This is a genomic window from Citrobacter sp. MGH103, from assembly GCF_001034475.2.
GTDB classification, from domain to species: Bacteria; Pseudomonadota; Gammaproteobacteria; order Enterobacterales; family Enterobacteriaceae; genus Citrobacter; species Citrobacter freundii.
In genome coordinates, this window is sequence record NZ_CP073045.1 from 1 (window position 1) to 25,101 (window position 25,101).

Genomic DNA, 25,101 nt, shown 5'->3' on the forward strand with positions numbered 1-25,101 from the left:
GTGGATAAGTCGTCCGGTGAGCTGGTGACACTGACACCAAACAATAACAACACCGTACAACCTGTGGCGCTGATGCGTCTGGGCGTCTTTGTACCGACCCTTAAGTCACTGAAGAACAGTAAAAAAAATACACTGTCACGCACCGATGCCACGGAAGAACTGACGCGTCTTTCTCTGGCCCGTGCTGAGGGATTCGATAAGGTTGAGATCACCGGCCCCCGGCTGGATATGGATAACGATTTCAAGACCTGGGTGGGGATCATTCATTCCTTTGCCCGCCATAACGTGATTGGTGACAAAGTTGAACTGCCTTTTGTTGAGTTTGCAAAACTGTGTGGTATACCTTCAAGCCAGTCATCCCGCAGGCTGCGTGAGCGCATCAGCCCTTCCCTGAAGCGCATTGCCGGTACCGTGATCTCGTTTTCCCGTACCGATGAGAAGCACACCCGGGAATACATCACCCATCTGGTACAGTCAGCCTACTACGATACTGAACGGGATATTGTTCAGTTACAGGCTGATCCCCGCCTGTTTGAACTGTACCAGTTTGACAGAAAGGTCCTTCTTCAGCTTAAGGCGATTAATGCCCTGAAGCGACGGGAGTCCGCCCAGGCACTCTACACCTTTATAGAGAGCCTGCCCCGGGATCCGGCACCGATATCGCTGGCGCGGCTGCGTGCACGCCTCAATCTGAAGTCTCCTGTATTTTCCCAGAACCAGACGGTCAGACGGGCAATGGAGCAGCTGCGCGAGATTGGATATCTTGATTACACGGAGATCCAGCGGGGGCGGACAAAACTCTTCTGCATTCACTACCGGCGTCCCCGGTTAAAAGCACCGAATGATGAGAGTAAGGAAAATCCGTTGCCACCTTCACCTGCGGAAAAAGTCAGTCCGGAGATGGCGGAGAAACTTGCCCTGCTTGAAAAACTGGGCATCACGCTGGATGACCTGGAAAAACTCTTCAAATCCCGCTGAACATAAACTGTAGTCAGTGAAGAGCGCTCCTTTACTGACTACAGCTTATATTAACCGGTGCAGTGAGTGGTCTGCTCACTGCAGTTTATATTCTGTTTCCTGCAGTGCTGCCTGTGGCTGAGCTGCCATCTGCCTGTCCCTTACGTAAGTGATCCCGTAACCTGCTGCTGAGGCATTGCTCCCTTCATAAAACATGACTTACTCACTACAGCTTATATACATGCTCCAGCTTATGTTATGTCTGTTCTGCTGACCACAGCTTATATAAGGAAGCGCGTATGCCGTCACCTCAGGGGAGGCAGTGTACGCAGGATCTCCGCAGCATCCCGCCCGTCACCTGTGAAAGGCACTGCCAGCGTGGCAGCCATATCCAGTGCAAACACTCTGGTATAAACCTCCATCGAACGTGGATCCCTGTGACCAGCCAGTGCCTGGATGACTTTCCGGGGCTGGCGGTGATAGAGCATGTGCATGATATAGCTGTGCCGGAAGGTGTGTGGTGTGACCGGAATCGAAAAGTGTACCCCGTCTGCTTCGGCCCGTCTGACAGCCTGCTTCAGCCAGTTGCGCATGGTTTCGTCGGTCACAGCCCATAATGGTTCACGACGACGGGGCCGGGTGGTGATCATCCAGCTTTCCATCTGCCTGACATAGCTTATATCTGTCAGCGGAACCAGGCGGACTTCATCTTTTGGCGGGCGTCCGCGTCGCGCACGCACTTTTTCGGACAGGATCCGCACAAACGGTCTTACTCCATTCAGGTCAAATGATTCCGGCGTCAGCATCCGGGCTTCGCCAATACGCATTCCGGTATTCCAGAGGGTGGCGAACAGCATATGGTGACGCTGATCCGGCATATAGAAGAGAAGGGCACTCACTTCCGGGGCCAGCAGGTAGGCCGGTGTGGCCCCCGTGGAAGTGGCCATTCTTCTCAGGGAGAGCGCTGTTGCAAAATCCACCCCCGGCGCAATGGGTAACAGGGAGACGCGTTCTGGTGAATTCTGCAGGGGAATGACATTGTTCATGAGTTATTTTTCACGTAGCACACGCACTGTTTATGGATACAGGTATTCTGACCTGAACGCCCGGATCCTTCCACGACAATAAATCGCAGCGCGCGGATCCTTTTGTTTGCTTATCACGCATTATTGCGGGTAAAACCAAATACGTAAAGGTATGTTTTGCAGCAGGGATCCCGTATTAAGCCAGTCGTGGCGCGGGCTGAGGGCTGGTTTGCCGTTTTTGGGAGAAATGGGGTAATGCCAGGGCAAAGATGATCGCAAGGAAAGGAGAAAAATACACAGAGAGGGGAGTTGCGCTACGTGAATTCTGGCTAGGTACACCCCTGTAACCCTGCCAGTTTTCACGCAACGCAATGTGGTGGCTGATTACTGTCAGTTGAAATGACGGCTGGCATCCTGATGCTGACTTAATATACGAATAATAACAATTTCAGTATCAGTCTGCAGAAAATAAACCATATGCCGTTCAACGGGTAGTGCGAATGTGTATTCCCCAGTTCAGGAGGGGGAGTACCGATATTATGATTACTCATAACCTGAAAAATGTCGGATATCTGATTAATATATTTATCAGCCTACTCTTCACCGAAATGGTGGTACCCGTAATGCTAGATATCCTCCAGATCCTGACTGGCTTTAGGTGTGAGTTTAACGGTTTTCACCGGAAGCCCTCGCGCCAGCTTTCACTTTTTTCAGAAACGCATTTTTTTCCCACGACACAGGTTCACCGCTGCTCAAGCCTTCTGCCAGTAAATCCCGCAGGACACCTGGAGACGTGACTCTGCCTGTTTCTCTCGAAGGAGACGAAGTGACTCGCGGATTACCTCACTCTGTGTACGATAATCACCTGATTCTATGAGAGATTCTATGTACTCCCAGAGTTCATCTCCGAGAGCAACTGTCATTGTTCTGGCCATATCAAGCCTCGTGATTGTAAGTTTAAATTTTACATGCAGTTTATTCGATACTCAAAGGTGCTTCCAGTACAGAACATTTGGGAGAATTGGGGTAATGCCTGGAACAGACAGATACGGAGAAAAACCCTGCAGATAACCTTATACGACAACTGAAGGTGTCTGATGCCATATTCTTAGCTACTTCTCTGTCTTCAGGCGGCTTAGTCACAACATAAGACCGATGCATAATAAGCATATTTTTTCATGTTATGGTCTTGTTCATGCATGAACTATTATCTATTCAGTCACTTTTAAAGTTTTATATCATACTGCATATGATATATATCATCTCCTATATTCAGACTAAAAATATTATGACGATGGTCAAATGAATTTAGTGAAAACGCTACCTAAAACAATATGCTTATGATATAACTTATCAAGAATATGCGACAATCTTCTTGAAAGGTTACGGAGAAGAGTCAGATAATGAAGTGTTATAACTCATTCAGCTTTTTTATGTTCTCTTTATAGTAAAACCAGGAGATTAAGATGAATCAGAAGTGGAAGACGTTAATTATTTCATTATTAACACCATCAAGTATTATATCAGGGATTGCGTTGATAGTTCTCTGGGGATATTTCAGTCGCCTGGGCCGACTAGATATTTTCTTTGATGTAATGAATATTAAAAGCATCTTGGTATTGGTTTGTTGTGCAACTATACTATCATTGGCTATGATAGTATTTATCTTTTTTATAACCTCTTTTTTTATACCCGTAGTTATTCCTCAGGATATAAATAATCTTCCTGCTTACAATAAGATTCAGGGTAATTTTTTATCTGTGATGATGTTATCTGGCATGTTCCCCATGGCCTTTATATATGTGTTATACTGTGCATTTGATTTTGATCAGAATGTTAAAGATAACTCTGGCTGGTTATCTATTGCAAGTATGGGTGTACTGATAGCTGTTATTTTAGCCATAGTAAATAAGAGGTATCTTGAATATGACTTATCGTTTAAAAACAATAGAATGAAACTGTTGAGACGTGTTCAGATCTATCTTGTCATTCCGTTGTCTATTGCTTTACTGGTGCATCTTCAGTTAATTCCTCTGGAGATAGTTTTTAGTAATATTGCAACTTCAGATAAGAGTGTTAATTTCAAAGTGATAGCTGAACTGGCTTTCATGTCATATTTTATCTTTCTTCTGACAATGCTTCCTGGAGTCATTTATCTGAAAATGAATCCACAGCATAAATTTTCAAAAAGAATTAGCTATTCATTTATCGCATCCTTGATGTTATTATTAATAATATCGACTCAAATAACCGTGTTACCAGTGATTTTTACCCATTCCGTTATTAAGCTATCAGGTATAAGTGACTTCAAAATACATAGCTACATTATTAAAACAAGTGAATATCCTGAAGAGTTTTTTTCCAATGCAGCATGGGATAAAAAAAATATAAAACCGGGGGATTATTACTCTGTGCAGGCTGTTTCTATGTTTACGACAAACCAGTTTATTCTCCTTTGTCCTAAGGATATTATAAAGTTTTATCGGGAAAGCTGGAAGTTCGAGTTGCTTAATGTAGACTTCGATATAAATACCAGGAAGAAACTCCAGGAAGAAGCTGCATATTGCGTACCAATTTCTGCAATATCTGTAAAACGATGGGATATGCCTCTTCAGGGCTCGAAACCCTCAAGTTAGAAGGCAACTAGGGCGACTGTATTCTGTGACGAAATGAATGGCTGGCTCACTATAATAATGAGCGAACCCATCAGGGAAAAATGTGCAATGGGCGGACGCCAATGGAAACGTTACTCGATGGAAAACGCATCTGGGCCGAGAAAAATTTAAGCCAGATGTAATCTGACAGATACCTGTATAAATAACCGATAACTGTCAGATCAGGTCTGAGCTAATACATTTCAATAAAGGTACTTGCTCGCGCTCTGTCATTTTCTGAAACTCTTCATGCTGCATTTCGATTTTCCTTCTAAGATCATAACTCGCATACCTGTTCTTTTTATGTATATCTATATCTATTTTTGTGACGAGTTCAAACCACAATGTTCGCGCTCCCCATGCAGCGTTATGAAACATTTCCGCAACGGCTATAGAGTCTGTATTAACTGCTTCAGTCATGTAGTCGCTAATACGTTCAGCGGTAATTTTCGTTATTTCATCGTAATTCATTTTATCTCCTACAAGATTATTTAATGGAATGCAAAATATCTGGTCTGATAATAATGTTCCAGAATTAATATCTGCAGGCTATGTTAAGTTGTCCCCACACACAATCTACCTGTTTTCTCGTGTGTGCCACAGACGCAATACATAAATAGTCTGGCCATTAATTTCGTAACGGATTTCGTACTCGCCAGCAAAAATCCGTCTGACCTCCCTGGGTTCAAACTGAAACAACTGTTCTCCCATACGTGGATGAGTTAACAGAATGACCGGTGCCTGTGTCAGGGACTGTACCGTTCTGGCGGCAGCAGGTTTACTGGCCAGCACCAGAAAATCAAATAACCGCGACAAATCAGAAAGCGCCTTACTGGTCCACTTCAGTTCCATCAGCGTGGCACCGGTAACGGATTGTCAGTACTGAGGCTGTCCGACCAGGCCTGTACAGCCTGATGGTCGATAACCTGTCCGGATGTCACATCGTCCAGGGCTTCCAGCGTCAGGCGATTACGCTCCTCCTCCTGGGCAAGCCATGCAGAAAGCGCCTGTTTGATAACCCAGCCCCGGGAACGTTCCAGTCTGGCGGCCATCTGGTCGACTTTATCAGCCATAGGTAATGGCACATGCGCGGTAATTACTTTTGTTGCTTGTGCGGCATTGTTTTTCATTTGCATATCCGATTAGTTGTTAATCATATTTAATCATAGTGATTACTTTCAGACGGAACAAGGCAAATAATGCGCGTCAGCGCATGTAAGGCGGCATACGGAGGTTACATGTAGCACAGGTGTAAAACCGCCGAAGCCCGGCGTAAGCCGGTACTGATTGATAGATTTCACCTTACCCTTTTCCATCCTGCTAAGCCACACCCGCTTTCAGCTATGAGAGAGCCTTTGTGCGCAGTCGGGGCGTATCTCCGCGTTAGCGGGCCGTGAGGGACGCTTACGAGCGTGGATGAGAGACGTACAGTGGTTTCTTCTAGCTTTTATTTCCTCTCAGGTCCCGAATTGTCAACTTCTGAATCGTGGGGGCCCCTTTGGGGTGACGATTCAGTGGTTGACAACTGCACATAAAACACCCTGTGTGTGGGGTGATGGTTCACGTAGTGGTCCATCGCCCTGCCAGGGGTCAGTCGCCACTACACCATCACTTGAGAAAGAGAAGGGACTTGCTGTTATGTCAGTGAAACTTTGGTAAATTATCGTATCCTGTGGCAGGATGATGGTTTGTTACAGCATTGCAATTCATTAAAAAGGGGGCTTACGAAGAACAGTGGATATGATCGCAACTAAAACGCCTGCCATTGATAAAGCTGCCCGAATATTTCATTTTATTGCCGGGAAAGGCTCTGCCACCTACAGTGAAATTCACCAGAATGTCGGATTGCCTCAAAGCACCACCTCGGCCCTGCTTGCCAGCCTGACCACGCATGCCTTTCTGAGACAAAAAAATGGCCGGTATTATCTGGGGCTAATCTTTTACGAGCTTGGTAATAAAGCCATTCAGGATTTTGATTTTCGTGAACTGGCTGAAGAGTCACTCGTTTTTCTCCGTGACCAGACCCGTCTTGCCTGCCATCTGGGCGTTCTGGATGGTTCCACCGGCATCTATCTGGCGAAAAAAGAAAGCCAGAATGCGATTATCGTTCGCAGCTGGACGGGAAAACGACTTTCCCTGCACAGTTCCTCCCTTGGGAAAGTGTTGTTGGCCTGGCTTCCGGAAGACCACATTGATGCTCTTTTACCCACAGAACACCTTCCTGCGTTTACTGCCCGGACAATTACAACACGTAAAGCGTTGAAAGCTGAGCTGGAGGTGGTCCGCCTGCAGGGATGGGCGTTTGATAATCAGGAAGATGTCGACGATGTCACCTGTATTGCCGCGCCGGTATTTAACAGTGATCAGGCCGTTGTTGCCGCAATAAGTATTTCCGGGGTTCGTTTTCAGATGCCTGAGGAAAAAATACCTGAGTATGCGAACGCGGTGATGAAAGCCGCTGGCATGATGTCTGAAAAGTTATGCGGTATATGACTGGTCCGCTCACAGGTCATGATAACCCGTGAGCGGCGTTCGGCCTTACGTTGCTCTGACGCGGGAGGCTCCGTGTTTTGCCCACAACGCAGTGATCACCGGCACGACAATGGCGGTGATCACCACACAGGATGCCACCAGAGTGGTGGCTGCCGGTGCGGCCTCAGCGAAGTCCGGCGCGATCTCGGCTACCAGCAACGGAGTGGCCACGGCAGCGCCAGCAGTACTCGATGCGGCAATTCCAGCCGTGCCACGGCCCTTACCCAGCATGATATCCATGATTATCAGTGGTACGCCTGTGATAACAATGACTGCCAGAGCCATAAGAATACCCAGCAGTCCGGTGTCGATGATGACGCCAAGATTAATGGTATTCCCCAACGCAAATGCAAAGAATGGGATCAGACTTTTGGTGGCCCTGGAAAACAATTCCCGAAGTTCGGGATCAAGATTACCCAGCAAAAACCCCACCAGAAAGGGGATCAGGACGCCGGCGAGGTGTTCAGGTTCGAACGTTGCCTGCCCGGCGGACCCCAGAATAATCATCGTCATCAGGGGGCCGGACTCAAGCGAGATAAGTACAGAAGCACCGGCTTCTTCTTTTGTGCCGTACTCCTGCATCAGGGAAGCATAAAGCCCGGCATTGGTCATATCCATCGCCGCAACAATCGCCAGAACAGATAAACCGGCAAAGAAACCTGTTTTTACCATTCCCCCTTCCGGTAGGAGCTGGGCAAAAACAAAGGCACAGACCCAGGCAGTGGCGATTTTTGTGGCTACCAGTGTGCCAGACTTTTTGAGAACGGTCCCGGTTGCACTGATTTTAATGGAGGCGCCCATACAGAACAGCCAGACAGCGAGGATGGGGACCACGCCGGTGATCATGCCATTAGTAAATGAACCAAAGTATTTGCCGGTACCTGGCCAGAAGGTATGCAGTACCGCCCCCAGAAACAGGGGGGCCAGCATCATTCCTCCCGGAATTTTTTCAACTGTTTTTTTGATATTCATTATCGTCCCTTTTTAATGTCAGATACGGCCAGTCAGAGCACCATGATGGCTTCAATTTCAATAACAGCCCCCTGCGGCAGGGCGGCGATACCCAACGTAGCCCTGGCGGGGTACGGTGGCGAAAAGTATTCCGACATAATGGCGTTAAATCGCGGGAACATGTTCACGTCGGTCAGATAGGCATTCAGCTTCACAATATCCCTATCACTCCCTCCTGCGGCCTCTGCCACCGACAGCAAATTTTTAAACGCCTGACGGGCCTGTTCATCGAAATCTGTTGAGACCACTTGCATGGTATGCGGGTCAAAACCGACCTGACCGGCGAGATAAATGGTTTCCCCGGCTTTCACCGCCTGAGATAATGCCCCACCGGGGGCAGGAGCCCCGGTGGTATAAATGATGTCTTTTTTCATGATGTGCCTCCTGTCCTTTTGCGGTTACAGACCGAACAATTTGTCTAGGCAGTCTGCCTGGTCGGCTGTTAACTGGCCGTTATGATTCCGTGAGACCGGCGTCATGTAGCCATACTTTCTGGAAATGGCGGTTTTGATCGTACTGACAAAATCATCACCAATGGCATATATCCCGGAAAGTCGCCCAATTTCTTTGTGTAATCCGGCGACTTCATTGAGGTCGCCGGCCCGATAGGCCCGCATAATTTGGGCAAAAAGCTCCGGCACCACATTATTCAGTCCGGAAAGAACTCCGGCGCCTCCGTTCATCAGATTGGGTACAAAGTACTCATCAAAACCGGCGAATACGGCAAAATCTTTTCTCAGCGGTGTGACCGCGTTGACGATGGCCCGGGTGTGAGACGCACAGTCCACAGTATCTTTGATGCCAATAAACCGCGGGCAGCTTTCCGCCAGCATTCTGACAAGGTGAGCATCCACATCACATCCGGTTCTGGCCGGGAAGTTATAGATAAACCAGTCACCGGCAAGTTTACGGTCAAGACTGCGGAAATAGCTAAGTAACTGACGGGATGTCTGGGCGTAGTAATACTGTGGCAGTACCATTACTGCGTCATAGCCACTGTCATAGGCGGCATCAGCCAGATAAAGCATGTCCTCTTCAACGGTAGATGAAATATGGGCAATCAAAGGGAGGTCACTCATTTTCCGGGCTTCCAGGATGAGCATTGCCCGTTCGCGGACGCTCATTGTGGCAAATTCCCCGATGGTACCTGATAGCAGAATGCCGTTGATGCCGGAATCAGAAAGGCGTGCCATATGTTTTTCCAGCCCCGTGAGGTCTATCTGACCGCTGTCATCCAGAGGAATGACGGAAGGGCAGACTGCCCCTGAAAACTTCATTGTCTGATTCATATTATTTGTTCCTTTTGCGTGGTATCAGCGTCATGCCTGCTGATACCCGCCCCGGCCTTTACGGAAGAAGGATGGATATCAGTAGCCCAAACACCAATATAGTGATTTAGTAATCACTATATTGGTGTTTGGGCTGACTGGGAAATCATCTTTATAAGAACTGTGCGTGAGTTCAAGAATTCATTCGTGTCGTTCCGGTGAACTCATATTGACAGGTCAATTGGCAACTGCGTCAGGTTACCAAGGGAAGCGGTTGAGCGTCTTTATAGCGACGATCGGCACGCAAGGTCATCATAAATGCCAGGGCGGATGCTCTGCCGGATGGCGTTAGCAGGACATTTTTTTCAGCCAAGCGCGCTGCGGCGGCTTCGCCAATAAGCTGCGTGCCGACTGGCAGTGGGTGATCGGCATCGGCGGCCTCGGCCATATCGCCATTAAGCTGCTGCGGGCGATGGGCGCCGATCGCGTAGTCAATAGCCGCGATCCTGAAGCCTTAAAAGTGCTGGCCGGGCAGTTTGACCTGAGCATCAACACCGTGGCGGTGGATCTTGACTGGCAGCCGTACTTCGAAGCCCTGTCCTAGGGCGGCAACTTCCACACCGTCGACGCGGTGATGAAGCCGTTCCCGGTACCGGCCTTTACCCTTATCGGCGACGACTGCAGCATCTCCGGCTCGGCGATCGGTAACCCATCCGAACTGCGCACGCTGAGGAAGTTCGCCGGACGCAGCAAAGTGGCTCCGACCACCGAGCTGTTCCCTATGTCGCAAATTAACGAAGCGTTGAAACACGTTCGCGAAGGCAAAGCCCGCTACCGCGCGGTGCTGAAAGCCGACTTATGATGGTTCTCCTCCACCGGGCGGCCCGCTCGCCCGGCGTTTTCCCCGTTGCTTCATCAAACCATCGTTTCCCCGTCATACCTCTGTAATCATAGCTTCCCACAATTAGGGCTTCGATAAATGGCTGAACGAGATGTGCGTAACCATGAGAAAGACCTGGCTTCCCTGGCTGATCCTGTCGCCTTCCCTGCTGTTTTTACTGCTGTTTACCTGGTTTCCGCTGGGGCGTTCGGTGTATGACAGCCTGTTTGATACCCGCATGGCCAACGCGCAATACGTCGGGCTGGATAACTTTGCCCGCCTGTTTGCCGATAACGTCTTCTGGCAGTCGCTGGGCAATAACCTACTCTATATCCTGCTGACGGTGATGCCCGGGGTGACGCTCGCCCTGCTGCTGGCGGTCGCCCTGAGCGAGAACCATCGCGTCAACCGTTGGCTGCGCACCGCCTTCTTCTTCCCGATGATTATCCCGATGGTCAGCGCCGCTGCACTGTGGCTGTTTATCTTTATGCCCGGCCTCGGCCTGCTCGACCACTATCTGGCAAAGCTGTTCGGGCCGATGAACAACAACTGGCTGGGGCGCAGCAACAGCGCGCTGCTGGCCCTGGCGCTGATCGGCGTGTGGAAGTTCGCCGGCTACTACATGCTGTTTTTCCTCGCCGGGTTGCAGAGCATTCCGGCCTCGACGCGGGAAGCGGCGCTGATGGAGGGGGCTACCCGCACGCAGGTCTTTTTTAAGGTCACGCTACCGCTGCTGCGCCCGACGCTGAGCTTTGTGATCACCACCGCGCTGATCTACTCCATCACCCAGATTGACCACGTGGCGGTGATGACTCGCGGCGGGCCGGATAACGCCACCACCGTGCTGCTCTATTACATCCAGAATCTCACCTGGGATACCCACGACCTTGGTAAAGCCTCCGCAGCCACCTTCCTGACCCTGGCCGGACTGTTCGCCTTCTCGCTGATTAACCTGAAACTGCTGGAGAAAGGAGCCCACTATGAGCGCTGACATCTCGCCGCTGCTGGTCCACACACCCGCCGCTGCGCGTCCGCTGTGGCTGCGCCTGCGTCGCTCGTCGCCCTTTACGCTCACAGTATTAATGTGCTGCCTGGCGCTGCTGTGGGTCAGCCCGTTTATCTGGATGCTGACCACCTCATTCAGCGCAACTACCTTCGGCGACGATATGGCCTCGCTGCTGCCGCGCCTGCCGCTGACTCTCGATAACTTCCGCGACGCCTGGAACAGCGCCGACTGGCTGAGCCTGTACGCCAACACAATTATCTTCACCTTCGGCACCTTCTTCGTGCAGCTGTTGACCATCACCACCGCCGGCTACGTCTTTGCCTGTCACGAGTTTCGCGGCAAGCAGACGCTGTTTCTCCTGTTCCTGGTGCAGCTGATGATCATGCCGGTAGTGATGATGGTGCCGAACATGCTGACCCTGAAAACCTTCGGTCTGCTCAACACCCTCATCGGGGTGATGATGCCCTACTTCACCTCGGCGTTCGGCGTATTCCTAATGCGTAAGGCGTTCCTCGCCATTCCGAAAGAGCTGGAGGAGGCGGCGCTGATGGAGGGCTGCAGCTGGTGGCAGGTGCTGTTCCGCGTGCTGCTGCCGATGTCCTGGCCGTCGGTGCTGGCCTTCGCTACCGTCAGCATTACCTACCACTGGAACGAGTACCTGTGGCCGCTGATGATGCTCAACGATCCCGATAAGCAGGTGCTGACCGTCGGGCTGGTCTCTTTCGCCATGGGCGCCGAATCCGGTGGCCAGTGGGGCACCATCGGCGCCGGGACGCTGATGGTCTGCCTGCCGCTGATGCTGGCGTTTATCCTTTTTCAGAAACAGTTCCTGCGGAGCTTCGGCTTCTCCGGGATCAAATAAGGAGTGATTCATGCTGTTAGCACACATTTCCGATACCCATTTTCGCAGCCGCGGCGAGAAGCTGTATGGCTTTATCGACGTCAATGCCGCCAACGCCGACGTGGTCTCCCAGCTTAACGCACTGCGCGAGCGCCCGGACGCGGTGGTGGTGAGCGGGGATATCGTCAACTGCGGCCGCCCGGAGGAGTATCAGGTGGCCCGCCAGATCCTCGGCAGCCTGAACTATCCGCTGTATCTGATCCCCGGCAACCACGACGACAAAGCCCATTTTCTCGAACATCTTCACCCGCTGTGCCCGCAGCTGGGCAACGATCCGCAAAATATGCGCTATGTGGTGGATGACTTCGCCACCCGCCTGCTGTTTATCGACTCCAGTCATGCCGGCACGTCAAAAGGCTGGCTGACCGACGAGACCATCGGCTGGCTGGAAGCCCAGCTGTTCGAGGGCGGCGACAAACCGGCAACGATCTTTATGCACCACCCGCCGCTGCCGCTGGGCAATGCGCAGATGGATCCTATTGCCTGCGAAAATGGCCACCGTCTGCTGGAGTTGGTGGAGCGTTTTCCGTCGCTGACGCGCATCTTCTGCGGCCATAACCACAGCCTGACCATAACCCAGTATCTCCAGGCGCTGATCTCCACCATTCCTGGCACCGTCCATCAGGTGCCGTACTGCCACGAAGATACCCGGTCCTATTACGATCTCTCCCCGGCCTCGTGCCTGATGCACCGTCAGGTCGGCGAGCAGTGGGTGAGCTACCAGCACTCGCTGGCCCACCACGCCGGACCGTGGCTGTACGACGAAAACATCAGTTGCCCAACGGAAGAGCGCTAACTGCCATGCTCAGTCTGCAAAACATCAGTAAACGTTTCGACGGCAAACCGGCGCTCAGCGCCCTGTCGCTGGATATCCACGAAGGCGAATTCGTGGTGCTGGTCGGCCCGTCGGGCTGCGGGAAAAGCACCCTGCTACGCCTGCTCGCCGGGCTGGAACCGGTCAGCGAAGGCCAAATCTGGCTGCATGATGAGAACATCACCGCCACCACGCCGCGCGATCGCAACTTCGCGATGATCTTCCAGAACTATGCCCTGTTTCCGCATCTGTCGGTGCGCGACAACATCACCTTCGGCATGAAGGTGCGCAAGGAAGAGAAAAGCAGCTGGCAGCCGCGAGTGGATAAAGTGGCGCAGATGCTGCAGCTGGAGGCGCTGCTCGACTGCAAACCGGCGAAGCTCTCCGGCGGCCAGCGCCAGCGGGTGGCGATGGCCCGGGCGATTGTGCGTAATCCGCGGCTGTTCCTGATGGACGAGCCGCTCTGCAACCTCGACGCCCGCCTGCGCAGCGAAGTGCGCGACAGCATTATGGCCCTCCATCAGCAGCTGAAAACCAGCACCATCTATGTGACCCACGATCAGACCGAGGCGATGTCGATGGCCGACCGCATCGTGGTGATGAACGGCGGCCACGTGCAGCAGGTCGGGCACCCGGAGTATCTGTACGCCAACCCGGCCAACCTGTTCGTCGCTGGGTTTATCGGTTCGCCGGCGATGAACCTCCTGTCGCTGCCCTGCGCCAACGGTGAAGTACTGTTGGGAGAACAGCGCCATCCGCTGCCGCCGCGCCACCGGGATCAGACCCGCGTCTGGCTGGGCGTTCGCCCGGAACATATTACCGACCACGTGGAGGAGGACCATCTGCGCCTGCCGGCCACCGTTCTGCAACGAGAACTGATGGGAGCCGATTATCTGCTCCACGTCAGCACCCCGATCGGCACCCTGCGCTTTAGCCGCCGCAACCGCGGCAAGGTGCCGGAGAAAGACGAGTCGCTACCGATCGGCTTCTCGCCTGCCGATGTGCATCTTTTTCATGCTGAGACCCAGCATAATTTACAGATGGAGACAGATCATGTTTAAACCCCTCACCGCCCTGACGGTTGGGCTCAGCCTTGCCCTGAGCGGCGCGGCGCTGGCGAAAGAGAAAATAGACTTTATGTTCCCGGCGCCGGTGGACGGCAAGCTGACCATGGAGATGACCCGCGTCATTAAGCAATTCAACGACTCGCAGCAGGATGTCGAAGTGCGCGGAATCTTCACCGGCAACTACGACACCACCAAGATCAAAGCCGAATCGGCGCAGAAGGCCGGCCAGCCACCGGCGCTGGTGATCATGTCCGCCAACTTCACCACCGATCTGGCGCTGAAGGATGAGATCCTGCCGATGGATGAGCTGTTTAAATATGGCGATCAAAAGGCCGGCAATTTTCTGCAAACGGAATTCTGGCCCGCGATGCATAAGAACGCCCAGGTGATGGGCACCACCTATGCGATCCCGTTCCATAACTCGACGCCGCTCCTCTACTACAACAAGACGATGTTCGATCGGGCCGGGATCCAACAGCCGCCGCAGACCTGGGCCGAGTTGCTGGCCGATGCCAAAAAGCTGACCGACGAGAGCACAGGCCAGTGGGGGATCATGCTGCCGTCGACCAACGACGACTTCGGCGGCTGGATCTTCTCGGCGCTGGTGCGCGCCAACGGCGGAAAATACTTTAACGAAGACTATCCGGGCGAGGTCTATTACAACTCGCCGACCACAATCGGCGCCCTGCGCTTCTGGCAGGATCTGATCTACAAAGACAAGGTGATGCCGTCCGGGGTGCTGAACTCGAAACAGATCAGCGCCGCGTTCTTCTCCGGCAAGCTCGGGATGGCGATGCTCAGCACCGGCGCGCTGGGCTTTATGCGTGAGAACAGCAAAGACTTTGAGCTTGGGGTAGCTATGCTGCCAGCCAAAGAGCAGCGCGCAGTGCCGATCGGCGGCGCCAGCCTCGTAAGTTTTAAAGGCATCAGCGAGGCGCAGAAGAAAGCAGCGTATCGGTTCCTGACCTATCTGGTGAGCCCCGAGGTGAACGGCGCATGGAGCCGCTTCACCGGCTACTTCTCGCCGCGCAAGGCGTCATACGATACGCCAGAGATGAAGGCCTATCTGCAGCAGGATCCGCGGGCGGCGATTGCGCTTGAGCAACTGAAGTACGCCCATCCATGGTACTCCACCTGGGAGACCGTCGCCGTGCGTAAGGCGATGGAGAACCAGCTGGCGGCGGTGGTCAACGATGCCAAAGTAAGGCCGGAAGCCGCGGTACAGGCGGCGCAGAAGGAAGCTGACGCGCTAATGAAACCCTATGTGGATAAGACCGCGTTGTCGGAAGTGAAGTGACGCGTTACCCGTCATCGTCACCCTCATCCTGGCCCTCTCCCTGAGGGCTGTCTCTTGATCAGATCTCCTGATCAAGAGACTTCATCACCAGGTAACCCTCAACCATATCCTGAAGTCTGAACCAGCCATCCCACATAACTACCCAACCGGGGCGGCCTGTGCGTTTGCTGTCATACCATCGCCCCAGTTTCGCCAGTTTCAGACAGGCCCATTTCAGTGTCGGCGTCTGTGACGGAAGCGGTTTTCCTTCCAGCTTAACCCACAGCAATTTCCACTCTGTCGGCGCCAGTATTTTCTCACAGCTGTCATTTTGTGTTTCTTCACTGATACCTCCCTGCCGCAGGCCCAGCACCCGTACCGCTATAAAGGGGTTTGGGGAGCAATGGAACAGTAACGCCGTTAAGAGGTTAATTAAAATAGCCAATTATCTATTAATCAATAAATCATACATCTTCATTGAACGCCCTCAGCTCACCCTTACTGACTGATTCCGGCACTATAAATGAATAGCGCCCTTGCATATTAATATGCCCGCACTGTAATGGTGACAGTTTCTCAACGTCTGAATCCAGGACCGGGTACTCCTCACGCCTGAGATGCTGAATTGCTGCATCCATGTAAATAGTGTTCCACAGAACAATAATATTGAGCGCCAGTGAACCGCCCCGGTTTTCCTGGAGAGTGTTTTATCTGTGAACTCAGGTTGCCAGCTCATCATTTCCGATGGAAGCATAATACGCTTTTTCTGCTTCTGCCGGAGGAGTATGCCTCAGCCTTCCCAGCAATCGTCGATTGTTATACCAGTCCACCCACGTGAGTGTGGCCAGTTCCACTTCTGCACGTTTTTTCCAGCTCTTACGGTGTATTACCTCCGCTTTGTAAAGACCATTAATGCTCTCCGCCATCGCGTTGTCATACGAGTCGCCTGTACTCCCTGTTGATGCCAGCAGTTTTGCTTCTTTTAGTCGCTCCGTATAGGCCAGTGACACATACTGAGAGCCTTTATCGCTGTGATGGATGGTGCCGGACGGACGACGGGCCCACAACGCCTGCTCCAGTGCATCCAGCACGAATGTCGTTTCCATGGACGATGATACCCACCATCCCACGATATATCCGGCAAATACATCAATGATGAACGCCACTATAGACGAAGCCCTGCCATGTGCTGAGTAGAGTAAGAGGCAGGGCGTAGTCGGACTATTTCCCTGCCTCTCCTCCCCGAACCGGACGTGCACCTTTCAGCGCATCCGGCTCTCCATTTAAATGCTGGCGAACGCCATTGCCACTTCTGTAAAGCGCGATGTATACGTGTTTCTGGTCTCCGTCCTCAGATAGGGATTACCTTCGGGTAGCCGCCAGCGGAACAGCTTCTTGCCTTGCCCCACCAACCGGTACAGTATTTCGCCGCTGAGCTTGCCGTGATTGGTTTTACCAAATAAAACCCACGTTTTGCTCTGACCCGGTTTCGGTGATTTACACCACCACCTCATCAGGGAAGCGATACCTGTACGGTATTTGCGGGCCAGCCAGTGAGCCAGCTTCCAGAACACGACACGGTCGATATAACTGAAGACTTTGGCCTTAAAATCAACGAACTGATAGAACATGGCCCAGCCTTTCAGTTTTCGGTTGAGTTGTTCAGCCATATCGACTTTGCTTTCACTGTAGTTGCCTGATAACAGTGCTGTCAGCGATGCGGCGAAGTTTCTGGCTTTCTCCTGCGGGATCGTTGAGACCACTCGCATCTCGCCATAACGACTGCGTTTGCGAATGATCCTGTGCCCCAGAAAGATAAAGCCGTCATTAACATGGGTGATTTTAGTCTTATCCATGTTCAGCCTGAGTTTCAGACTGCCTTCGAGCACACCCCGACACTCCTCCCTGATGGCTTCCGCCTGTGCTTTGGTGCCTTTGACGATGAGGACAAAATCATCGGCATAGCGGCAGTACGCCACCGCGGGTTTCCACTGCCAGTTTTCTCTGACCGCCGTACTTCGGCCCCGTTGGATACTGTTATTCCAGTACCACCGATCTTTTCTGGCTTTCCCGCTCAGGTAGCGCTCATGCAGGTATTGATCGAACTCATTCAGCATGATGTTCGATAATAGCGGCGATATAACACCGCCCTGTGGCACACCTTCACTGGCCGCCCGAAAGAGACCGACATCGATATGTCCCGCCTTGATGGTTTTCCACAGCAGAGTCATGAAACGTGCGTCACTGATCCTGCGGCGTACAGCCTTCATCAGCAGTCGATGATGTACGGTGTCGAAGTAACTGGACAGGTCGCCTTCAATCACCCAGCGTCCCCGGGTTTCACCACAGTCTGTGAGCTGTAATTTCACCGTGCGGATCGCGTGGTGGACACTGCGCTCAGGCCGGAAGCCATATGAGAGCGTATGAAAATCACTCTCCCATATCGGCTCCATCGCCATCAGCATGGCCCGCTGAACAATACGATCCCGCAACGCGGGGATACCCAGTGGTCGCAGTTTGCCGTTGCTTTTAGGGATGTAAACCCGTCTGGCGGGCAAGGGCTGGTAGTGGCCTGAGAGTAATTCATCCCTGAGGATTTGCAGCTCAACAGCCAGTCTGGCCTGTAGCATTGTTTTGTTCACGCCATCAACGCCGGGGGTATGGGCCCCCTTTGATGAAAGCGTGATCCGCGCCGCTTCAGCCAGCCATTCTGGTTGTGTTATCAGACGCAGCAGCCGTTGAATCCGTAGGGACGGATCGGTGACTGCCCATGTGGCAAGCTTGCGTTGCATTTCGCTGATTATCAAAGGTCTTCACCTCGTTAGGTCAGTTAATTCACGTCGCAAACACATTCAAACTGCTTCCCTTCGCCATGTAATGGGCTTTCCCCATCGCGGACTACTACGGAAGCTCCGCCAGCCAGCGCGTCATCGGAGCCATGCCCCCTTAACATCCGTCGCTGACCTTCCCCGGTTTACCTGCCTGGACTCAGGCATACTGAGGAGGCTGCCCGTCGCACTCTTTATCCTTGCTTGCCGCAAGTTGGCAGAAGTCAGCAACGCAAGCGTGATAGACGCTGCTGCCCCGGTGTTTCGCATACATGTCAAAACACCTTCGACCGGCAGTGCTTACGTATCACTGCCAGTTCCTCCTGCACGGCCTGTCAGATCACGTAGGCCGTGGTGACGTTTTCAACCCACAGAGGCGGATTAACGGGTTCATGTTCTTCAGCCTTTCAGTACTTAACCTTGAGGATCATCTCGGCTTAGTGATCTCGCCTCAATCCCCGTTGTCAGCGGGTTACATCACCCTGCGGGCATGCCGCAGGTCACTGCCGCTCAGGTTCTCCACCGTCACACCCGGTGGGATTGTTGGGTTTCTCATCGTGAGTTACCGGCTCAATATTCCAGACAGACTCGCGGTTCATTTAAGCATCCATGCCCGCCCTGAACTCCGGGCACACCGTAAGTAAAATCAGCCACCCACAGCTGGTCAGGACGTTCTGCCACGAACTGACGGTTTACGCGGTCACCTGCGGCAACGGTTTTCCGGCTGACGGTAGTGCGGACCTTTTTACCCCGGAGAACACCGGCAAGTCCCATAACCGCCATGAGGCGCGCCACTGTACATCTGGCCACCCTGATTCCTTCCCGTAACAACTGACGCCAGACTTTACGCACACCGTACACCTGATGATTTTCATCGTATACGCGCTGTATCTCTCTCTTCAGCCAGTCATCGCGCTGTGCATGTGCACTGCGTTTATCAGGATGATGTCGCTGTTGCTGACAGTGGTAATACGTTGACGGGGCAATATGCAGTTCACTGCATACCGGTCTGACCCCGTACTGCTCACGCAGCTTATCCAGCAGTGCCATCACTTTTTCCAGAGGCGGTCGAACTCCGCCTTCGCAAAATAAGCGGAAGCCTGGCGAAGGATATTGTTGCTGCGGCGCAGTTCACGATTTTCACGTTCCAGCTCTTTCAGACGCTGACGTTCAGCACTGGTGAGCCCTCCATCTCCGCCCCCGGTATCCCGCTCATACTGGCGAACCCAGACACGCAGAGTCTCCGGCGTACAGCCAGTCTTTGGAGCAATGGAACAAATTGCCGCCCATTGTGAGTCATATTCGCCCTGACTTTCCAGGGCACTGTTGCAAATAGTCGGTGGTGATAAACTTATCATCCCTTTTTGCTGATGGAGCTGCACATGAACCCATTCAAAGGCCGGCATTTTCAGCGTGACATCATTCTGTGGGCCGTACGCTGGTACTGCAAATACGGCATCAGTTACCGTGAGCTGCAGGAGATGCTGGCTGAACGCGGAGTGAATGTCGATCACTCCACGATTTACCGCTGGGTTCAGCGTTATGCGCCTGAAATGGAAAAACGGCTGCGCTGGTACTGGCGTAACCCTTCCGATCTTTGCCCGTGGCACATGGATGAAACCTACGTGAAGGTCAATGGCCGCTGGGCGTATCTGTACCGGGCCGTCGACAGCCGGGGCCGCACTGTCGATTTTTATATCTCCTCCCGTCGTAACAGCAAAGCTGCATACCGGTTTCTGGGTAAAATCCTCAACAACGTGAAGAAGTGGCAGATCCCGCGATTCATCAACACGGATAAAGCGCCCGCCTATGGTCGCGCGCTTGCTCTGCTCAAACGCGAAGGCCGGTGCCCGTCTGACGTTGAACACCGACAGATTAAGTACCGGAACAACGTGATTGAATGCGATCATGGCAAACTGAAACGGATAATCGGCGCCACGCTGGGATTTAAATCCATGAAGACGGCTTACGCCACCATCAAAGGTATTGAGGTGATGCGTGCACTACGCAAAGGCCAGGCCTCAGCATTTTATTATGGTGATCCCCTGGGCGAAATGCGCCTGGTAAGCAGAGTTTTTGAAATGTAAGGCCTTTGAATAAGACAAAAGGCTGCCTCATCGCTAACTTTGCAACAGTGCCTCGTCAAGCTGCATCTGGCTGCGCTCTTTTTCCATCGCCTGCACCGCTTTCTGGCTAAACGCCGCAGAGTCATCGGTGATCACCGGATTAAACGTTGGGTCCATCGTGCCCATTTTTTCCTGATGATGTACCGGAATGTCGCACCCAGGGAAAGCGCCGGTGATAAAGAATTGTGCCGTCGCAACGGTGCGTTGCAGACTGTTGGCATAGGTATATACCGTGTCCGGCGTCGGGCATTCGCCTGACGTGACCATCCCCAGCTCCGCCAGCCATTCTCGCATGTAGTGGCCCATATAAATTTCCAGCACACCGCCTTTCGTGGTGAGCTGCCCGCCGGGCACATCCCACTCCGACCACTGATTCGGCGTGGACTGCTCCAGCACGCTGCCATTATTGGCCAACGGCGCGCGCAAGTTGTGTCGGCTCATCATCAACACTTGTTGCAGTTGATAACCTTCCGGCGTTGTCTGCGCTTGCGCGGCGGACGACAATAAAACAGCCCCTGCCACAGCGGCGGCGAGTATCAATTTTTTCATCCCTACAACCTCTTGTTGTTATCAATCCTCATAGAGTGTGACAGAAATATGACATTTTTCCGGGAACGGTTTCGCAAAACGGGAGATTCCAGAAGATAACCGGCAGGTCAGCGTGTTCCGGTTACTCCGAGATAAAAACCTCATACTTAATATTGCGGGCGCAATAAAAAGTGCCGTCCGTCAGATACAGTTCACGAAATCGCGTGTTATCAGAGATGTTGTCCAGCAGGGAACGTTCCGTATCGACAAATTCTTTTTGCACGCGGTAATGAACGGCGTTCTCCGTTTCAAAAGAGACATATTCCGTGGTGGCGTAGGGCTTATTTTTTGATTTCACGTACACGATATATTGCACGGTACTGGCCGTCAGCCCCGTTTTCGCCGCGATCTCTTTGAGACTCAACGTCTCAGAGGCATAAAGCGCCTGAACCTGCGCTATGCGTCGGTGATTATACGCCGTCACCCGAAGGCTCAGTTTCAGCCGATAGGCCATATTCCGCACGGCGGTAATATTAGTGTGAAGCAGTTGCGCTATCTGCTCTGTCGTGAGGATGCCCGCGTTTTCCCGCAGAATCGCAAGGCTTTCGTCGTTCCAGATAAATGCCATTGGGTATCTCTCCGTACGCGTCGTTCATCGCGCCGCCAGGCGCGCAAACGTGGCCTCTAACTCAGGCGGCTTACGCATACCCTGGTGTAGCTCCAGAACGCGTCCTTCGGAGTCAATCAGTACGGAGGTCGGCGTGCCGATCACCTGATAACGTTCCTGGGTAATGTTGAGCTGATCGCGCACCACCGGATAGGTTATCTGATGTTTTGCCAGCAGATCGTTGATCCTGACCGTTTCAGGGTCGGTATTGACCGCCACAACCACCACTTTATCGCCCCATTTTTTGCTCAGCGCTTCCAGCGTGTCCATTTCCGCCAGGCACCCCCCGCATCCCGCAGACCAAAAATTCAGGTACACCGCCTTTCCTTGCCAGCGTTCAAGGCCTGACTCCTGGCCTTGCAGATCAAACACCGCCAGCGCCGGGGCCGGTGCCCCGACCGCCAGCTTTTCTTCTTTACACCCGCTTATCAGGATCGCCGCCGCGAGTAACAGCACATTATGCCAGCGCATGTTGATTGGCCTCCTCACCCAGATATTTACCGTGTTGCAGCCGCAGAATACGGTCGGCAAACTGCCCAAGCGCAGGGTTGTGCGTCACCATCACAATCGTGCGCCCCTGACGATGCAGATCGGTGAGCAGATCCAGCACCCGCTGCTCATTCTCTTCATCCAGGTTGCCCGTCGGTTCATCCGCGAAAATAACCGGCGGTTCGTTGACCAGCGCCCGGGCGATACACACACGCTGCTGCTCACCACCGGAAAGCTGGCTCGGCAGGTGCGTCACACGATGCCCAAGCCCTACCTGTTCCAGCACCTTCCTCGCCGCCGCTTCATCCACCACGCTGTGGTAATGCTGGGCGAGCATGATGTTTTCCAGCGCAGTTAAGAACGGGATCAAATGGAACTGCTGAAATACCAGGCCGATTTTCTCGGCGCGAAAGCGACGGCGCCCCTCTTCATCCAGCGCGGCGGCATCGGTGCCATCAAGAAACACCTGCCCTTCCGTCGCCGTATCAAGGCACGTCAGAATATTCATCAGCGTGGTTTTACCAGAACCAGAAGCGCCCATAATGGCGACAAATTCACCCTGCGCAATGCGCAGATTAATGTCATCCAGGGCGGTAACGTCACCGAACCGTTTGTATAAGTGGCGGGTTTCGATCGCCACCTGAGGGATATGCGTAACGGACATGGCGCTACTCTCCTTTCAGCACTTTAGCAGGCTCGACGCTTACCGCGCGTCGCACCGGAACAATCGCCGCCAGAATGGCGACCAGTAAAGACAACACCAGAGTAATGGGCAACACCGGCAGACGCAGTGATATGGCGGCATTAAACACCGTTAATCCCAACAGTTGCGCCAGCAAATATCCCAGCACCCAGCCGCACGCCACCGCCGCCAGCGCGATGATGCTGGTTTCCAGCAGAATTTGCCGCACGATATCGCCGTTGCTGGAACCAAGCGCTTTTTGCAGCGCAAACTCGCGCGCCCGCTCGCCGACAATCGCCATCAGCGTGGTATTCACGCACAGCGAAGAGAGCGCCAGAATCACGATCGAGACCAGTCCCATCAGACCTTTAATTTTATCCAGCACCTGCCCTTCGGAAGCAGAGACCTTACGCACCGGACGAATCTCCAGGTCAGGATACTGCGCCTGCAACCGGCTGGCATAGTTCTCCACCTGGCCGACATCGTTACTGACGCTCAGCAAGCCGTGGCTGATTTTGCCCGGCTGATGCAGCCAGGCCTGCGCCACGTCGAGGCTGACGATCAGCATGTTGTCCGTCGCATCGCCAGACTCCACAATGCCTTTAATCTGCAAATTCTTACGCTGATTGTGATCCACCAGCGTGATGCTGTCGCCCGGCTGCACGTTGAGGCGTTCCGCCAGTTTGACGCCGATCATCGCATTACGGTCGTCAAAACTGACGCCAATCCAGCTACCGGTGACCTGCCAGTACGGCACCATTTTTTGCAGCGACTCGAACCACACGCCAACCATCACCACTTTTTCCAGCTCGGTACGCGCCATGCCGTACAACCACGGACTGGCGCCATGCACCAGCCCCTGCGGCGCCTGATCGAGAATGCTCTGCAACTCCTGCTGCGGCATACTGGAACCGTGCCCCGGCCCGATGTAAAAATTCGCGCCGAAGGTGCGCAGTTCTTCGCTCATTTTGGTGTTAATGTCGAACCAGACGGCAGAAAGCGCCGTCACGATGGTCGCCCCCACCATCAGCGCGGCAAACACCACGCTGACCCGCTGAAAACGCAGACGCAGCGCCCGCCACACCAGCAGCCAGAGCATGGTACGTTTAGCGGCCATACAGCACCTCCACAGGATACAGCCGGGCAATCCGCCGGGCCGGGAACCAGGTGCCGATCAACGCAATCAGTACCGCAATCACCAGTACGCACGGCACCACAATCCAGGCAAAATTAAGCGGCGCGTCGAAGAGCATGACGCCAATCGCTTTCGCCAGCCCCCACCCGGCAATACATCCCAGCGCACCGCCAGCCAGCCCGCTGGACGCCGCTTCCAGGTAGAACAGCAGCATAATTTGCCACTGTCGCGCACCCAGCGCTTTCATCAAACCGATCTCTTTGGCGCGTTCCATAATGGTGCTGGTCATCAGCGAGGCGATCCCCATTGCGGAAGCCACCAGCGCCGCGACGGTAACGACCGCCATCAGCAACTGAATTTTATCGATCACCACCCCTTCGGACGCCGCGACCTGCCATACCGGGCGCACTTCCGCACCGGAAATCGCCTCTTCCAGCTGATGCGCGATCGACGACACATAGGCCGTGCAATACCAGAGGTCGTACTCTTCGGCATTGAGCGCGTCCAGGTTTTCCCGCGCGCGGCGGGACAGTTCGTTTTCCGGCACCGTCAGCGCCGAGACGCGAATCGCCTGCACTTTTCCGGGGAGCCCCAGCAGGTGCTGTACCGTGCTTAGCGGCATCACCAGTTGGTTATCTTCATCGCCGCCGCTGGAGAGGATACCGCTGACGGTGACCTGCACTGCTTCGCCTTCGGTACGTAATGTCAGCTTATCACCGGGTTTCCAGCCCATTTGCCGCGCCAGCGCGTGCCCGACTAAGGTCTGCGGCTCTGCGCCTGCGGGTTCCTGCGGCCAGTCGCCGGTCACCTGCCAGTATGGGCTGACCGTTTTCTGCCCCGTCTCATATCCCTCTTCATCAGGAATATCCACTGGCTGACTGAAGAAAGTGCCCAGAATCCGCACTGGTTCTCCCTCCACGCTGGCTTCGCCGCCGAGCATCGGCGCAAACCCGACAATGTTGTTTCGCCAGAAGATATCTTTGATGTTCGGCAGCTCGGCTTCATCAAGAAAATCCTGACCGGAAAGCGGATTACTGCTCTCACTAAACAGCGCGGGCAGCGCAGCCTGTCCGGCGGGTTCAATCAAAATGTTCGCACCATAAGACTTCAGCTCTCTGGACATTTTGTCGCCGATATCAATGGACACCGCCAGCAGCGCCGAGATCAGGCTGGAGGCCAGAAAAACGGTGATTATCGCCAGCACTTTGCGGCGTAAATTGCGCCCCCAGGATTGTCGTAACATCCGCCACAGCAT

At 53.3% G+C, this 25,101-nt stretch carries 23 protein-coding genes, 10 pseudogenes and 1 other annotated feature; of the genes and pseudogenes, 11 read left to right on the forward strand and 22 right to left on the reverse strand.

Annotated elements, in window-relative coordinates:
• Window positions 1-978 carry a RepB family plasmid replication initiator protein gene (locus tag SK33_RS25400; protein WP_000361612.1) on the forward strand — a complete coding sequence of 326 codons (978 nt, stop codon included), beginning with the start codon at window positions 1-3 and terminating at the stop codon, window positions 976-978.
• 284 nt (window positions 979-1,262) lie between these two features.
• Here the strand turns inward: SK33_RS25400 and SK33_RS25405 are convergent, their stop codons facing one another.
• The 4 genes and pseudogenes from SK33_RS25405 to SK33_RS25415 form a co-directional block, all read right to left on the reverse strand.
• Window positions 1,263-2,003 carry a tyrosine-type recombinase/integrase gene (locus tag SK33_RS25405; protein WP_001066953.1) on the reverse strand — a complete coding sequence of 247 codons (741 nt, stop codon included), beginning with the start codon at window positions 2,001-2,003 and terminating at the stop codon, window positions 1,263-1,265.
• Between the two features lie 120 nt (window positions 2,004-2,123).
• Complete coding sequence (locus tag SK33_RS25410; protein ID WP_042344623.1) at window positions 2,124-2,306, reverse strand: hypothetical protein; 183 nt, start codon at window positions 2,304-2,306, stop codon at window positions 2,124-2,126.
• Window positions 2,307-2,372: 66 nt separating this feature from the next.
• Window positions 2,373-2,662: pseudogene (locus SK33_RS26560) on the reverse strand (type II toxin-antitoxin system RelE/ParE family toxin).
• Window positions 2,649-2,917 (reverse strand): annotated as a pseudogene (locus tag SK33_RS25415) (type II toxin-antitoxin system ParD family antitoxin). The pseudogenes SK33_RS26560 and SK33_RS25415 overlap by 14 nt, the downstream one beginning before the upstream one ends.
• Before the next feature lie 531 nt (window positions 2,918-3,448).
• Here SK33_RS25415 and SK33_RS25420 point away from each other — a divergent pair.
• Complete coding sequence (locus SK33_RS25420) at window positions 3,449-4,618, forward strand: hypothetical protein (RefSeq protein WP_001072355.1); 1,170 nt, start codon at window positions 3,449-3,451, stop codon at window positions 4,616-4,618.
• Window positions 4,619-4,650: 32 nt separating this feature from the next.
• A pseudogene (locus tag SK33_RS25425) lies at window positions 4,651-4,779 on the forward strand (IS481 family transposase); the annotation flags it as partial.
• Window positions 4,780-4,813: 34 nt separating this feature from the next.
• On the opposite strand, the gene SK33_RS25430 reads toward SK33_RS25425, so the two are convergent.
• From SK33_RS25430 to SK33_RS25440, 3 genes are all read right to left on the reverse strand, one after another.
• Window positions 4,814-5,107 (reverse strand): hypothetical protein, encoded by a 294-nt coding sequence (locus SK33_RS25430; protein ID WP_001105060.1) that lies wholly within the window; start codon window positions 5,105-5,107, stop codon window positions 4,814-4,816.
• A 105-nt stretch (window positions 5,108-5,212) separates the two neighbouring features.
• Entirely contained in the window at window positions 5,213-5,488 is a 276-nt protein-coding gene (locus tag SK33_RS25435; RefSeq protein ID WP_000421272.1) for a type II toxin-antitoxin system RelE/ParE family toxin, read from the reverse strand.
• Window positions 5,488-5,772, reverse strand: a complete 285-nt coding sequence (locus SK33_RS25440; RefSeq protein ID WP_001387467.1) for a CopG family ribbon-helix-helix protein — start codon at window positions 5,770-5,772, stop codon at window positions 5,488-5,490. Before SK33_RS25440 ends, SK33_RS25435 begins: the two co-directional genes overlap by 1 nt.
• A gap of 604 nt (window positions 5,773-6,376) precedes the next feature.
• Between SK33_RS25440 and SK33_RS25445 the strand changes: the two genes are divergently transcribed.
• Entirely contained in the window at window positions 6,377-7,129 is a 753-nt protein-coding gene (locus SK33_RS25445) for an IclR family transcriptional regulator (RefSeq protein ID WP_000562172.1), read from the forward strand.
• A 45-nt stretch (window positions 7,130-7,174) separates the two neighbouring features.
• Here the strand turns inward: SK33_RS25445 and kdgT are convergent, their stop codons facing one another.
• From kdgT to SK33_RS26825, 4 genes and pseudogenes are all read right to left on the reverse strand, one after another.
• The gene (gene kdgT, locus SK33_RS25450) at window positions 7,175-8,140 is read right to left on the reverse strand and encodes a 2-keto-3-deoxygluconate transporter (protein WP_001022265.1); all 966 of its coding nucleotides are present in this window, start codon (window positions 8,138-8,140) and stop codon (window positions 7,175-7,177) included.
• A 32-nt stretch (window positions 8,141-8,172) separates the two neighbouring features.
• Window positions 8,173-8,553: a Rid family detoxifying hydrolase gene (locus SK33_RS25455; RefSeq protein WP_000710783.1), complete on the reverse strand. Its 381-nt coding sequence runs from the start codon at window positions 8,551-8,553 to the stop codon at window positions 8,173-8,175.
• A gap of 24 nt (window positions 8,554-8,577) precedes the next feature.
• Complete coding sequence (locus SK33_RS25460) at window positions 8,578-9,468, reverse strand: dihydrodipicolinate synthase family protein (protein WP_001077068.1); 891 nt, start codon at window positions 9,466-9,468, stop codon at window positions 8,578-8,580.
• Window positions 9,469-9,724: 256 nt separating this feature from the next.
• Window positions 9,725-9,834: pseudogene (locus tag SK33_RS26825) on the reverse strand (hypothetical protein); the annotation flags it as partial.
• Between SK33_RS26825 and SK33_RS25470 the strand changes: the two are divergent.
• The 6 genes and pseudogenes from SK33_RS25470 to SK33_RS25495 form a co-directional block, all read left to right on the forward strand.
• Window positions 9,830-10,309, forward strand: a pseudogene (locus SK33_RS25470) (zinc-binding dehydrogenase); the annotation flags it as partial. The pseudogenes SK33_RS26825 and SK33_RS25470 sit on opposite strands and share 5 nt — an antisense overlap.
• 130 nt (window positions 10,310-10,439) lie before the next feature.
• Window positions 10,440-11,318 (forward strand): carbohydrate ABC transporter permease, encoded by an 879-nt coding sequence (locus tag SK33_RS25475; protein WP_000338039.1) that lies wholly within the window; start codon window positions 10,440-10,442, stop codon window positions 11,316-11,318.
• A complete protein-coding gene (locus tag SK33_RS25480) occupies window positions 11,308-12,195 on the forward strand; it encodes a carbohydrate ABC transporter permease (protein WP_001271561.1) in 888 nt (295 codons plus the stop codon). The genes SK33_RS25475 and SK33_RS25480 overlap by 11 nt, the downstream gene beginning before the upstream one ends.
• Before the next feature lie 10 nt (window positions 12,196-12,205).
• The gene (locus tag SK33_RS25485; RefSeq protein WP_000922702.1) at window positions 12,206-13,030 is read left to right on the forward strand and encodes a phosphodiesterase; all 825 of its coding nucleotides are present in this window, start codon (window positions 12,206-12,208) and stop codon (window positions 13,028-13,030) included.
• A gap of 5 nt (window positions 13,031-13,035) precedes the next feature.
• Window positions 13,036-14,109, forward strand: a complete 1,074-nt coding sequence (locus SK33_RS25490; protein ID WP_000950177.1) for an ABC transporter ATP-binding protein — start codon at window positions 13,036-13,038, stop codon at window positions 14,107-14,109.
• Entirely contained in the window at window positions 14,102-15,412 is a 1,311-nt protein-coding gene (locus SK33_RS25495) for an ABC transporter substrate-binding protein (RefSeq protein WP_000476108.1), read from the forward strand. Before SK33_RS25490 ends, SK33_RS25495 begins: the two co-directional genes overlap by 8 nt.
• Window positions 15,413-15,470: 58 nt before the next feature.
• Here SK33_RS25495 and SK33_RS25500 read toward each other — a convergent pair.
• The 5 genes and pseudogenes from SK33_RS25500 to SK33_RS25520 all read right to left on the reverse strand — a co-directional run.
• Window positions 15,471-15,779 (reverse strand): annotated as a pseudogene (locus tag SK33_RS25500) (IS4 family transposase); the annotation flags it as partial.
• A gap of 76 nt (window positions 15,780-15,855) precedes the next feature.
• Window positions 15,856-16,089, reverse strand: a pseudogene (locus tag SK33_RS25505) (Tn3 family transposase); the annotation flags it as partial.
• Between the two features lie 21 nt (window positions 16,090-16,110).
• Window positions 16,111-16,591, reverse strand: a pseudogene (locus SK33_RS25510) (IS3 family transposase); the annotation flags it as partial.
• 83 nt (window positions 16,592-16,674) lie between these two features.
• Window positions 16,675-18,183, reverse strand: a complete 1,509-nt coding sequence (ltrA, locus tag SK33_RS25515) for a group II intron reverse transcriptase/maturase (protein WP_001189123.1) — start codon at window positions 18,181-18,183, stop codon at window positions 16,675-16,677.
• Between the two features lie 672 nt (window positions 18,184-18,855).
• Window positions 18,856-19,577 (reverse strand): annotated as a pseudogene (locus SK33_RS25520) (IS3 family transposase); the annotation flags it as partial.
• Window positions 19,198-19,314, reverse strand: a sequence feature (AL1L pseudoknot). Its footprint overlaps the pseudogene before it by 117 nt.
• Before the next feature lie 24 nt (window positions 19,578-19,601).
• On the opposite strand from SK33_RS25520, the gene SK33_RS25525 reads away from it, so the two are divergent.
• On the forward strand, window positions 19,602-20,306 hold the full coding sequence (locus SK33_RS25525) for an IS6-like element IS26 family transposase (RefSeq protein ID WP_001067834.1): 705 nt from the start codon (window positions 19,602-19,604) through the stop codon (window positions 20,304-20,306).
• 48 nt (window positions 20,307-20,354) lie between these two features.
• Here SK33_RS25525 and SK33_RS25530 read toward each other — a convergent pair.
• The 6 genes and pseudogenes from SK33_RS25530 to SK33_RS25555 form a co-directional block, all read right to left on the reverse strand.
• Window positions 20,355-20,894: pseudogene (locus SK33_RS25530) on the reverse strand (histidine-type phosphatase); the annotation flags it as partial.
• Between the two features lie 121 nt (window positions 20,895-21,015).
• Window positions 21,016-21,501, reverse strand: coding sequence for a hypothetical protein (locus SK33_RS25535; RefSeq protein WP_000874189.1), 486 nt, complete (start codon window positions 21,499-21,501; stop codon window positions 21,016-21,018).
• 24 nt (window positions 21,502-21,525) lie between these two features.
• On the reverse strand, window positions 21,526-22,011 hold the full coding sequence (locus SK33_RS25540; protein WP_001267177.1) for a TlpA family protein disulfide reductase: 486 nt from the start codon (window positions 22,009-22,011) through the stop codon (window positions 21,526-21,528).
• Window positions 21,998-22,693, reverse strand: a complete 696-nt coding sequence (locus SK33_RS25545) for an ABC transporter ATP-binding protein (protein WP_000117262.1) — start codon at window positions 22,691-22,693, stop codon at window positions 21,998-22,000. The genes SK33_RS25540 and SK33_RS25545 overlap by 14 nt, the downstream gene beginning before the upstream one ends.
• A 4-nt stretch (window positions 22,694-22,697) precedes the next feature.
• Window positions 22,698-23,828 carry an ABC transporter permease gene (locus tag SK33_RS25550; protein WP_000729220.1) on the reverse strand — a complete coding sequence of 377 codons (1,131 nt, stop codon included), beginning with the start codon at window positions 23,826-23,828 and terminating at the stop codon, window positions 22,698-22,700.
• Window positions 23,818-25,101: an ABC transporter permease gene (locus tag SK33_RS25555; protein ID WP_000964653.1), complete on the reverse strand. Its 1,284-nt coding sequence runs from the start codon at window positions 25,099-25,101 to the stop codon at window positions 23,818-23,820. The genes SK33_RS25550 and SK33_RS25555 overlap by 11 nt, the downstream gene beginning before the upstream one ends.

Excerpts from the sequence above, each read along its gene's own strand:
- SK33_RS25430 (WP_001105060.1), bottom strand. The coding sequence starts at position 5,107 with ATGAATTACGATGAAATAACGAAAATTACCGCTGAACGTATTAGCGAC.
- SK33_RS25545 (WP_000117262.1), bottom strand. The coding sequence starts at position 22,693 with ATGTCCGTTACGCATATCCCTCAGGTGGCGATCGAAACCCGCCACTTA.
- SK33_RS25555 (WP_000964653.1), bottom strand. The coding sequence starts at position 25,101 with ATGCTGTGGCGGATGTTACGACAATCCTGGGGGCGCAATTTACGCCGC.
- SK33_RS25540 (WP_001267177.1), bottom strand. The coding sequence starts at position 22,011 with ATGCGCTGGCATAATGTGCTGTTACTCGCGGCGGCGATCCTGATAAGC.
- SK33_RS25405 (WP_001066953.1), bottom strand. The coding sequence starts at position 2,003 with ATGAACAATGTCATTCCCCTGCAGAATTCACCAGAACGCGTCTCCCTG.
- SK33_RS25480 (WP_001271561.1), top strand. The coding sequence starts at position 11,308 with ATGAGCGCTGACATCTCGCCGCTGCTGGTCCACACACCCGCCGCTGCG.
- kdgT (WP_001022265.1), bottom strand. The coding sequence starts at position 8,140 with ATGAATATCAAAAAAACAGTTGAAAAAATTCCGGGAGGAATGATGCTG.
- SK33_RS25490 (WP_000950177.1), top strand. The coding sequence starts at position 13,036 with ATGCTCAGTCTGCAAAACATCAGTAAACGTTTCGACGGCAAACCGGCG.
- SK33_RS25525 (WP_001067834.1), top strand. The coding sequence starts at position 19,602 with ATGAACCCATTCAAAGGCCGGCATTTTCAGCGTGACATCATTCTGTGG.
- SK33_RS25475 (WP_000338039.1), top strand. The coding sequence starts at position 10,440 with ATGTGCGTAACCATGAGAAAGACCTGGCTTCCCTGGCTGATCCTGTCG.
- SK33_RS25445 (WP_000562172.1), top strand. The coding sequence starts at position 6,377 with ATGATCGCAACTAAAACGCCTGCCATTGATAAAGCTGCCCGAATATTT.
- SK33_RS25485 (WP_000922702.1), top strand. The coding sequence starts at position 12,206 with ATGCTGTTAGCACACATTTCCGATACCCATTTTCGCAGCCGCGGCGAG.
- SK33_RS25535 (WP_000874189.1), bottom strand. The coding sequence starts at position 21,501 with ATGGCATTTATCTGGAACGACGAAAGCCTTGCGATTCTGCGGGAAAAC.
- SK33_RS25440 (WP_001387467.1), bottom strand. The coding sequence starts at position 5,772 with ATGCAAATGAAAAACAATGCCGCACAAGCAACAAAAGTAATTACCGCG.
- SK33_RS25495 (WP_000476108.1), top strand. The coding sequence starts at position 14,102 with ATGTTTAAACCCCTCACCGCCCTGACGGTTGGGCTCAGCCTTGCCCTG.
- ltrA (WP_001189123.1), bottom strand. The coding sequence starts at position 18,183 with ATGCAACGCAAGCTTGCCACATGGGCAGTCACCGATCCGTCCCTACGG.
- SK33_RS25435 (WP_000421272.1), bottom strand. The coding sequence starts at position 5,488 with ATGGAACTGAAGTGGACCAGTAAGGCGCTTTCTGATTTGTCGCGGTTA.
- SK33_RS25420 (WP_001072355.1), top strand. The coding sequence starts at position 3,449 with ATGAATCAGAAGTGGAAGACGTTAATTATTTCATTATTAACACCATCA.
- SK33_RS25460 (WP_001077068.1), bottom strand. The coding sequence starts at position 9,468 with ATGAATCAGACAATGAAGTTTTCAGGGGCAGTCTGCCCTTCCGTCATT.
- SK33_RS25550 (WP_000729220.1), bottom strand. The coding sequence starts at position 23,828 with ATGGCCGCTAAACGTACCATGCTCTGGCTGCTGGTGTGGCGGGCGCTG.
- SK33_RS25455 (WP_000710783.1), bottom strand. The coding sequence starts at position 8,553 with ATGAAAAAAGACATCATTTATACCACCGGGGCTCCTGCCCCCGGTGGG.